General features: G+C 68.9%; 6 protein-coding genes and 5 pseudogenes. 8 read left to right on the top strand and 3 right to left on the bottom strand.

All coding sequences use genetic code 11. The features are described from left to right. The 5 genes and pseudogenes from ACFV2X_RS54870 to ACFV2X_RS54850 form a co-directional block, all read left to right on the top strand. Positions 1-129: pseudogene (locus ACFV2X_RS54870) on the top strand (endo-1,4-beta-xylanase); the annotation flags it as partial. Between the two features lie 17 nt (positions 130-146). Further along, positions 147-335 (top strand): hypothetical protein, encoded by a 189-nt coding sequence (locus ACFV2X_RS54865; protein ID WP_385631684.1) that lies wholly within the window; start codon positions 147-149, stop codon positions 333-335. 153 nt (positions 336-488) lie between these two features. Then, positions 489-2135 carry a glycoside hydrolase family 27 protein gene (locus ACFV2X_RS54860; RefSeq protein WP_385631681.1) on the top strand — a complete coding sequence of 549 codons (1647 nt, stop codon included), beginning with the start codon at positions 489-491 and terminating at the stop codon, positions 2133-2135. Between the two features lie 73 nt (positions 2136-2208). Next, entirely contained in the window at positions 2209-3630 is a 1422-nt protein-coding gene (locus ACFV2X_RS54855; RefSeq protein ID WP_385631687.1) for a glycoside hydrolase family 43 protein, read from the top strand. A 39-nt stretch (positions 3631-3669) separates the two neighbouring features. Then, positions 3670-3765 (top strand): annotated as a pseudogene (locus ACFV2X_RS54850) (hypothetical protein); the annotation flags it as partial. Between the two features lie 219 nt (positions 3766-3984). Here the strand turns inward: ACFV2X_RS54850 and ACFV2X_RS54845 are convergent. Together ACFV2X_RS54845 and ACFV2X_RS54840 are read right to left on the bottom strand one after the other, a co-directional pair. Continuing rightward, on the bottom strand, positions 3985-4527 hold the full coding sequence (locus ACFV2X_RS54845; RefSeq protein ID WP_385631679.1) for a GNAT family N-acetyltransferase: 543 nt from the start codon (positions 4525-4527) through the stop codon (positions 3985-3987). 4 nt (positions 4528-4531) lie between these two features. After that, positions 4532-4705, bottom strand: coding sequence for a DUF4986 domain-containing protein (locus ACFV2X_RS54840; RefSeq protein ID WP_385631676.1), 174 nt, complete (start codon positions 4703-4705; stop codon positions 4532-4534). Here ACFV2X_RS54840 and ACFV2X_RS54835 point away from each other — a divergent pair. Beyond that, positions 4638-4949, top strand: a pseudogene (locus tag ACFV2X_RS54835) (hypothetical protein); the annotation flags it as partial. The gene ACFV2X_RS54840 and the pseudogene ACFV2X_RS54835 overlap by 68 nt on opposite strands. A gap of 262 nt (positions 4950-5211) precedes the next feature. On the opposite strand, the gene ACFV2X_RS54830 reads toward ACFV2X_RS54835, so the two are convergent. Continuing rightward, positions 5212-6009 (bottom strand): FadR/GntR family transcriptional regulator, encoded by a 798-nt coding sequence (locus ACFV2X_RS54830; protein WP_385631674.1) that lies wholly within the window; start codon positions 6007-6009, stop codon positions 5212-5214. A 377-nt stretch (positions 6010-6386) separates the two neighbouring features. Between ACFV2X_RS54830 and ACFV2X_RS54825 the strand changes: the two are divergent. Further along, a pseudogene (locus tag ACFV2X_RS54825) lies at positions 6387-7752 on the top strand (ABC transporter substrate-binding protein). Next, positions 7749-8185, top strand: a pseudogene (locus ACFV2X_RS54820) (sugar ABC transporter permease); the annotation flags it as partial. The pseudogenes ACFV2X_RS54825 and ACFV2X_RS54820, both read left to right, overlap by 4 nt.

The raw sequence follows: 8185 nt of genomic DNA, 5'->3' as shown, positions 1-8185 counted from the left end.
ACGGTATGGGGCATCCGGGACACCGACTCCTGGCGCGCCGGGGACAAACCACTGCTCTTCGACGGCAACGGCAACAAGAAACCCGCCTACAACTCAGCGCTCACCGCGATGGGCGGCACCCCCGCGGCGAAGGCACGGTGAACACCGTGACGAAGGCCGCGGCACAGGCCACGGCGAAGGCCACGGCTCACTCCCCGGCGAAGAGCACGGCCTCCCCCGACTCGGCCGCCGCCCTGCAGGACCTCCACCAGGGCATGAACCCCAACGCCGACGGCGACTACAACACCCTGCCGTGGCGGCTCGGCCTGCTCACCCAGACCAACTCCACCTACTGACCGACCCGGAGATACCCGGCCTCGGCACGGACATCAGCCCCCGGGACGCGCACCGCGCCGAGGTCCCTCCCGATCGACCGGGTCACTCCATCCAGCACACAGGCGGGTGCCGTCAGTGACGCCCTGCGGCACCCTTCCGGGAAAGGAACCACGGTGCCCATACCACCACGCGGACGACTGCTCCGCCTCCTTGTGGCCGCCGCTCTGACGGCCACCGCGTTCACCACGGCCTCGGTCCACTCGCCGGCTCAGGCCGCGCCCGGCAGTCCGGCGCTCACCCCGCCGCTGGGCTGGAACAGCTGGAACAGCTTCGGGTGCGGGGTCACCGAGGCGCAGGTCCGCCAAGCCGCCGACGCGATGGTGTCCTCGGGCATGCGGGACGCCGGTTACCGGTACGTGGTCGTCGACGACTGCTGGTTCGACCCGCAGCGCGACGCCGCGGGCAACCTGCGCGCCAACCCCACCAAGTTCCCCGGCGGGATGAAGGCACTCGGGGACTACATCCACCAGAAAGGCCTGAAGTTCGGCATCTACCAGGTGCCCAACGAGCGCACATGCGCCCAGGGCACAGGCGGCTACCCGGGCTCCACCGGCAGCAAGGGCCACGAGGCGCAGGACGCCCGTACGTTCGCCTCGTGGGGTGTGGACTACCTCAAGTACGACTGGTGCTCCTCCGCCGGCACCCGGGACGAACAGGTCGCGCGGTTCACGCTCATGCGCGATGCCCTGCGCGCTACCGGGCGCCCGATCGTCTACAGCATCAATCCGAACAGCTTCCACGCCATCACCGGCGACAGGTACAACTGGGGCGAGGTCGCCGACCTGTGGCGGACGACCGAGGACCTGCTCGACATCTGGCAGAACGGCAACACCAACAGCTACCCGATGGGTGTGGGCAACGTCCTCGACGTCACCGCGCCGCTGGCCGCGCAGTCGGGTCCTGGCCACTGGAACGACCCGGACATGCTCGTCGTCGGCCGACCCGGCCTGTCGCTGACCGAGTCCCGCTCCCACTTCGCCCTGTGGGCGCTGATGGCCGCGCCGCTCATGGCGGGCAACGACATCCGCACCATGTCGGCCGACGTGAGCGCGATCCTGCGCAACCCGCGCCTGCTGGCGGTGAACCAGGACCCCCTGGGCGCGGGCGGGCGCAGGGTGCGCGACGACGGAAACACCGAGGTGTTCGCCAAGCCCCTGTCCGACGGCTCGGTCGCCGTGGGCCTGTTCAACCGGGGCGGCGGCACCGCGACCGTCACCACCACGGCGGCCCAGGTCGGTCTGTCCGGCGGGTCGTTCACCCTCACCGACCTGTGGACCGGCGGCACTTCGAGCACGACCGGCCAGATCTCGGCGAGCGTGCCCGCACACGGCGTCGCCGTGTTCCGGGTGACCGGTGGCACCCCGCTGGCCGCCGCCACGTCCCGGCTGCGCGGCAACGGGTCCGGCCGTTGCCTGGACGTGGAGAACGGCTCCACCGCGGCCGGGGCGAGGACACTGATCCAGGACTGTCACACGGCCGCGAGCCAGCTGTGGACCACATGGTCCGGCGGCGAGGTCCGCGTCTTCGGTGACAAGTGCCTGGACGCCTACGACCAGGGCACCACCAACGGTACCCGTGTCATCACCTGGCCCTGCAACGGGCAGGACAACCAGAAGTGGACCGTGAACTCCGACGGGTCGATCCGCAACGCGCACGCCGGTCTGTGCCTGGACGTCGACCAAGCCGGCACCGCGGGCGGAACCCCGCTCGTCCTGTGGACCTGCGACGGCCGCGCCGGCCAGAAATGGAGCCGCGCGTGAGGCCCGATCGCGGCGGTGTCCGCCCCGGCCGCCGTCCGACGTCGCTCGTCGACCAACCCCCGTGGAGGCCATGATGCTCCCGGCCCGGCCCGTCCCCACCCACGCGAGGCTCAGCCGAGCCGTGGCCTGGGTGGTGGCCCTCGTCCTGGCGTTCGCCGTCGTCCCCGCCGCGGTACAGCCCACGGCGGCCAGGGCCGACAACCCGATCGTGCAGCACATCTACACCGCCGACCCTGCCCCATTGGTCCACAACGGCCGGGTTTACCTCTACACCGGGCACGACGACGACGGCTCCACCAACTTCACCATGAAGGAGTGGCGGGTGTGGTCCTCCGACGACATGGTCAACTGGACCGACCACGGATCGCCGCTCAACCTGGCCACCTTCAGCTGGGCATCCTCCAACGCGTGGGCGGGGCAGACCACCTACCGCAACGGCAAGTTCTACTGGTACGTGCCGGTGACGAACCGGGCGACCGGCCGGATGGCCATCGGTGTGGCGGTGTCGGACAGCCCCACCGGGCCGTTCCGTGACGCCATCGGCCGCCCCCTGGTGGAGAACGGCGAGATCGACCCCACCGTGTTCGTCGACGACGATGGCCAGGCCTACCTGTACTGGGGCAACCCGAACCTCTGGTACGTCAAGCTGAACGCCGACATGACCTCGTACTCGGGCAGCCCGGCCAAAATCCCGCTCACCACCACGGGCTTCGGCACCCGCGCCGGCGACCCCAACCGGCCCACACTGTTCGAGGAAGCGCCCTGGGTCTACAAGCGAGGCGGCCTGTACTACATGGTGTTCGCGGCCAAGTGCTGCTCGGAGTTCATCGCCTACTCCACGGCGCCGGGCCCGACCGGACCATGGACCTACCGCGGGACGGTCATGCCCACACAGGGCAGCAGCTTCACCAACCACCCGGGCGTCATCGACTTCAAGGGCAACTCGTACTTCTTCTACCACAACGGCGCCCTCCCAGGAGGCGGCGGCTACACTCGCTCGGTCGCCGTGGAGAAGTTCTCCTACAACGCCGACGGCACGATCCCGACCATCACCATGACCGGCACGGGCGCGCCGCAGGTCGGCACGGTCAACCCGTACGCACGCCAGGAGGCCGAGACGATCGCCTGGGGCTCCGGGATCGAAACCGAGCCGTCGAGTGAGGGCGGGATGAACCTCGGATGGCTCGAGAACGGCGACTACGTCAAGGTCAAGGGCGTGGCCTTCGGCACGGGCGCGTCCTCCTTCACCACCCGCGTGGCCTCGGCGACCGGCGGCGGCACCATCGAAGCCCGACTGGGCGGTCCGAACGGGACGGTCGCGGCCCGCTGCGCGGTACCGAACACCGGCGGCTGGCAAACCTGGACGACGGTGTCCTGCCCGGTCAGCGGGGCGACGGGAACCCAGGACCTGTATCTGCGGTTCACCGGCGGCAGCGGCTATCTGGTCAACGTGAACTGGTGGCAGTTCACCCCCGTCGCCAGTGACCAGTTCTGACCACAACATCAGCGCACCAGGCGCACGTGGCGCAGCCGGATGGCTCCGCGTCGAGCGGGAGCACCTGTGTTGCCGAAGAGGAGGAAGGTGGGGCGGCCGCCGGTCTGGTCCCGGCGGCCGCTGATCGACGGCACATGGTTCCGGGTCCGCACCGGGGTGCCATGGCGGGACGTGCCCGTCGAGTACGGGCCGTGTGCTGGAGAAGGTCCGTGTGCCCCGCATAGCGGCCCAGAGGACTACAAGGCCCGGCACGCGGTCGAGTGCGGCATCAATCGCCTCAAGAGACATCGAGCCGTGGCCACCAGGTACGACAACTCGCGGTCCGCTTCGAGGCTACCGTCCTCGTCGCGACCATCAACGAGTGGTTGTGACGTACTGGTCCGACGACAACTCGAACACCCGCACTCGCCGACCGCCGGTGGGATCGACGGTCTCACGGGCCGGGTGCATCCCCAGTTTGGTCATGATCCGTTCGGAGGCGTCGTTGCCCACTTGAGTGATGCTGACGATCCGCTCCAGCCCTCGCTCTTCGAACCCGAACCGTACAGCGGCCGCAGCGGCCTCGGTGGCCAAGCCCTGCCCCCAGTGGGAACGTCCCAGCCGCCAGCCGACCTCAACCGCCGGCAGCACCTCCGGCAAGAAGTCGGGCACCGACAGGCCGGTGAACCCGGCCAGCTCGCCAGTGGACCGGATCTCCACGGCGAACAGGCCGAAGCCCTGTGACTCCCACTCGCTCTCCCATGCCTGGATCCCGCCGCGAGTCTGCTGTTCGCCACGGACGCTGCCGTCACGGATCCACCGCATGACCTCGGGGTCGGCATTGATGGCGGTCATGGGCGCAACGTCTTCCTCGCGCCAGCGACGCAGGATCAAACGGGGAGTCTCAAGCGTGACCATCCAATCATTCTGGATCACAAAATGGGCTCTCCGCCATCGCGTCCAGGTGATCCAGGGCGAAGGTCAACCGGTCCGGGGCGAGTCGGCGCACGCCGGCCGCCAGATCGGAGGTGCTCCGGGCGAGCACGACGGGCAGGCGCTCCAGGGGGCGCAACGGGCCGCCGGCGACGTGCCCCATCCGCGACAGCACACGAGCCGCCCGCCTCGGCCGGCTCCACGCCACCGTCGACGAGCTGCCCCCCTACGTGCGGCCGCAGGAGAACGGCAACCGCGGCGGCGTACGCAAAGCGGCGATCCGCTGGGCCGACGGTCAGGTGCTGCACCTGTCCGCACCCACCGGCGTCGACCTGTCCCTACGACCGTGGACAGCCGAGGCGGTGGACGCGGCAAGGCACACCAGCGGCCTTGTCCCGGACGGCACCCGCTGGCTCACCCTCGACATAGCCCATGACGGGCTCGGTAGCGCCTCCTTGCGGCCCGGTCGCACTTCCGCAGCGGCGGCGAAGTCCGACACCACGGGCGACAGCGTCGTCATCCACCCGACGCTCCCCAGCCGCCGCCCAGCAAGTCTCCCGGCGCCCGGGGCGGCTGGAGCGGTCTGCCGCCTGTCGCCACGGGCGCCGACAGGCCGCGTGACAGGCGCCCGAGAAGACCGCGTGTCGCGCCCGGGTCCGATGGGGAACGCTATCCGAACAGGCGCCGCTGGATCTCCCGCCGGTAGTCCTCGAGCGTCCTGTCGAGATGTGCCGCCGTGGCCTGGGCCGCCTCGTCGGGCCGGCCGTCACGAATGGCCCGGTAGATCGCCTCATGCTCCTCGACCGCCGACTCGGTGCCCTCGCCGAGCCTGTCGTGGATCCCGATCGCGCTCGACTGCCGCTGCAGTCGTCGTGCGTCCCGCACGGCGCTGACGAGGAAGGTGTTGTGCGAGGCCGCGGCGACGCCCGCGTGGAAGTCCTCATCCGCCTGGTTGAACACATCGACCTGACCGTGGACGAACCCGTCTCGGCACTGCTGCGTGGCGGCTTGGATGGTACGGAGCTCGGCGGGCGTGGCACGGGTGGCGGCCAGACTGCTGGCAGCCATCTCCTGAATCCTGCGGAACTCGAACAGCATGAGGACGTGATCAAGGTCGACGGGGCGGAAAAAGCCGCCCCAGCGGCTGGTGAGGAGCATGCCCTCGTCGTCCGCGACGAACAGTCCGCGCCCCTTGTGCGCCCGGACCCGGCCGAGCGCCGAAAGGATCTTCACGGCCTCCCGCACCACCGCCCTGCTGGTATTCAGCATCTGGGCCAGATCGTTCTCCGTGGGCAGCCGATCGCCCGCCACCAGACGGGCCTCGGCGATGAACTCGAGGATCCGCTCCGCGACGACTTCGTAACCGGGGCGATAGTCACGCCGCTGGTCCGAACCGTTCACCGCTGCCGCCTCGGCGTAAGAGACCTGCGCCGGCAAGGCCGCTTCGGCTGCGGGCGTGTCGTTCATCTGTCGTGCCTCCGGGGTGACTGCGACGAGGGCAGCTGATCGCTGTGGAGCCGCGCTCATCGTACCGCAGGCAATAATGAGTCGTACTCATCAGGAGATGGCTCTACATCATAGAGCTCTATGACCAATCGGACTATTCACGTACCTATCGGGCCCAGCCCGGCCTCAACCGTGCGTCGTTATCGGTAAATCACCGAGAAGATAGCCACACACACCCTTGACGGATGCCTCGATAAGGCGGCTAATTCCTTCCGGGGCGGCAGCGGAACAGCCGTCCGCAGTACCCGACGCCCGGCCGGGACGGTCTGGCGTCACCTCATCCGCGCCGCCGCTCTGCCGATCTGCTCGGGCTGCCTGCAAACCCAGGAGAGTCGCATATGACCGTCAACAAGCCTTCGCTCAGTCAGGTAAGGGTGGTCAACGGGAGACCTTCGGCATGGTTGGGCCGGCTGCGCGGCCACGGTGCTGCTGACCGTGGCCGGCTGTGGCGACGGAGGCACTGCCGGTACGACCACCAAGGACGGCTTCGCCCAGGTACCCCAGAAGGACGGCGCATTGACCGTCTGGGTGGACGCGACCCGTCTGGACGCCGCGAAGCTGTACCAGAAGCTGCACCCGGACGTGAAGCTGGACATCGTCACCTACGACGGCGACGCCAACGGCTCGAACTACCTCCAGACCAAGGTCCAGCTCTTCAACCGCACCCGCAAGGGCTGGCCGGACGTGGTCTCCAGCTCCCAGAACAACGAGGCGACCTGGGCAGTCGACGCGGGCTTCGCCGCGCCGCTCAACAAGGGCCTGATCCCCTCCGCGACCCTGGGGCAGTTCGCCGAGGGCGCCAACGACGTCTGCACGGTGCGGGGCACCGTCTATTGCCTGCGCAATGACCTCTCCCAGGCGGTGCTCTGGTACAACGCACCGCAGCTGAAGAAGTTCGGCTACCAGGTTCCGAGGACTTGGGAGGAGTACGAGCAGCTCGGCAAGAAGGTGGCAGAGGAACACCCCGGCTACCTCGTGGGTGACGCGGGCGACTCCTTCGCCCCCGAGATCTACCTGTGGGCGAGCAAGTGCGGCGCCAACCACATCACCGGCCCGAAGTCGGTCTCGGTGAACACCACCAGCGAGGCCTGCACCAAGATGGCCAGGCTCATGGACGTGCTGATCAAGAACAACTCCCTGTCCATCAGTGGGGTCTTCAGCACCGACTTCGGCAAGAACAAGGCCGACAAGGTCCTGCTCATGCCCGGCCCCGCCTGGTTCGGCGGCGCGGTCTTCAAGGACACCCTCAAGACCCCGGCCAAGCAGATTGCGGCAGCGCCCATTCCCCAGTGGCAGGGGGACACTTCGCCGTCCACCGGCAACGTCGGCGGCGGCACCTGGCTGCTGTCCCAGCACTCCGCTCACATCAAGGCCGCCACCGACTTCCTGAAGTGGGTCACCACCGACAACGCCTACCAGGGCGAGAAGGCGCCCGGCTTCCCGGCCTACGCGCCCGCGGCCGAGACCTGGCTGAAGAAGCAGGACGCCTCCGGATACTTCGCCGGCGACCTGAGCCCGCTCAAGGACGCGGCCTCCCAGGTCTGGCCGGGCTGGGACTCGGGCCAGTTCAGCCAGGAGGCGATCTGGGCCGCCACAGTCAAACCCGGCCTGACCCAGGGCAGGACCGTCGAGTCGATGCTGCCCGCCTGGCAGGACTCCGTCGTCAAGTACGCCAAGGCCAACGGATACAAGGTCGCCCAGTGACCCTCGCCCACTCCACGGCCGGCTCCGCCCACCGGCGCCGTCGCGGCGCCGCCCGCCAGAGCCGGGCCGGCACCGCCTTCGCCGCCGGCTATGTGCTCCTGCTGATCGCCTTCGGCATCCTTCCGACCGGGTACGCCGTCTACTTCGCCTTCACCGAAGCCGGGGGCAGGTTCACCGGCTTCTCCAACTTCGTCACCACGGCGAACGACTTCCGCTTCATGGACGCCGTGAACCACGTCGCGGTCTACCTCGTCTTCTGGCTTGCCTCGCTGGTGGTGTTCGTGGTGGGTCTGGCGCTGCTGCTGCACCGCCTGGCCTCCGGGACCGTCAGCAAGGCGCTGCGCTTCCTCTTCTACATCCCCGGAGCGCTCGCCGGCGCCGCGAGTGTGCTGGTGTGGTTGTTCATGCTCGACCCGACGGTGAGCCCGGTCAG

The sequence above is a fragment of the Streptomyces sp. NPDC059679 genome, from assembly GCF_042734105.1.
Taxonomy (GTDB): domain Bacteria; phylum Actinomycetota; class Actinomycetes; order Streptomycetales; family Streptomycetaceae; genus Streptomyces.
The sequence above is the reverse complement of the archived record's forward strand: the minus strand, read 5'-3'. Positions and strand labels throughout refer to the sequence as shown.

Bases quoted from the DNA above. Each gene is read 5' to 3' on its own strand.
- ACFV2X_RS54855 (WP_385631687.1), top strand. From the start codon at position 2,209: ATGCTCCCGGCCCGGCCCGTCCCCACCCACGCGAGGCTCAGCCGAGCC.
- ACFV2X_RS54830 (WP_385631674.1), bottom strand. From the start codon at position 6,009: ATGAACGACACGCCCGCAGCCGAAGCGGCCTTGCCGGCGCAGGTCTCT.
- ACFV2X_RS54845 (WP_385631679.1), bottom strand. From the start codon at position 4,527: ATGGTCACGCTTGAGACTCCCCGTTTGATCCTGCGTCGCTGGCGCGAG.
- ACFV2X_RS54840 (WP_385631676.1), bottom strand. From the start codon at position 4,705: ATGGGGCACGTCGCCGGCGGCCCGTTGCGCCCCCTGGAGCGCCTGCCC.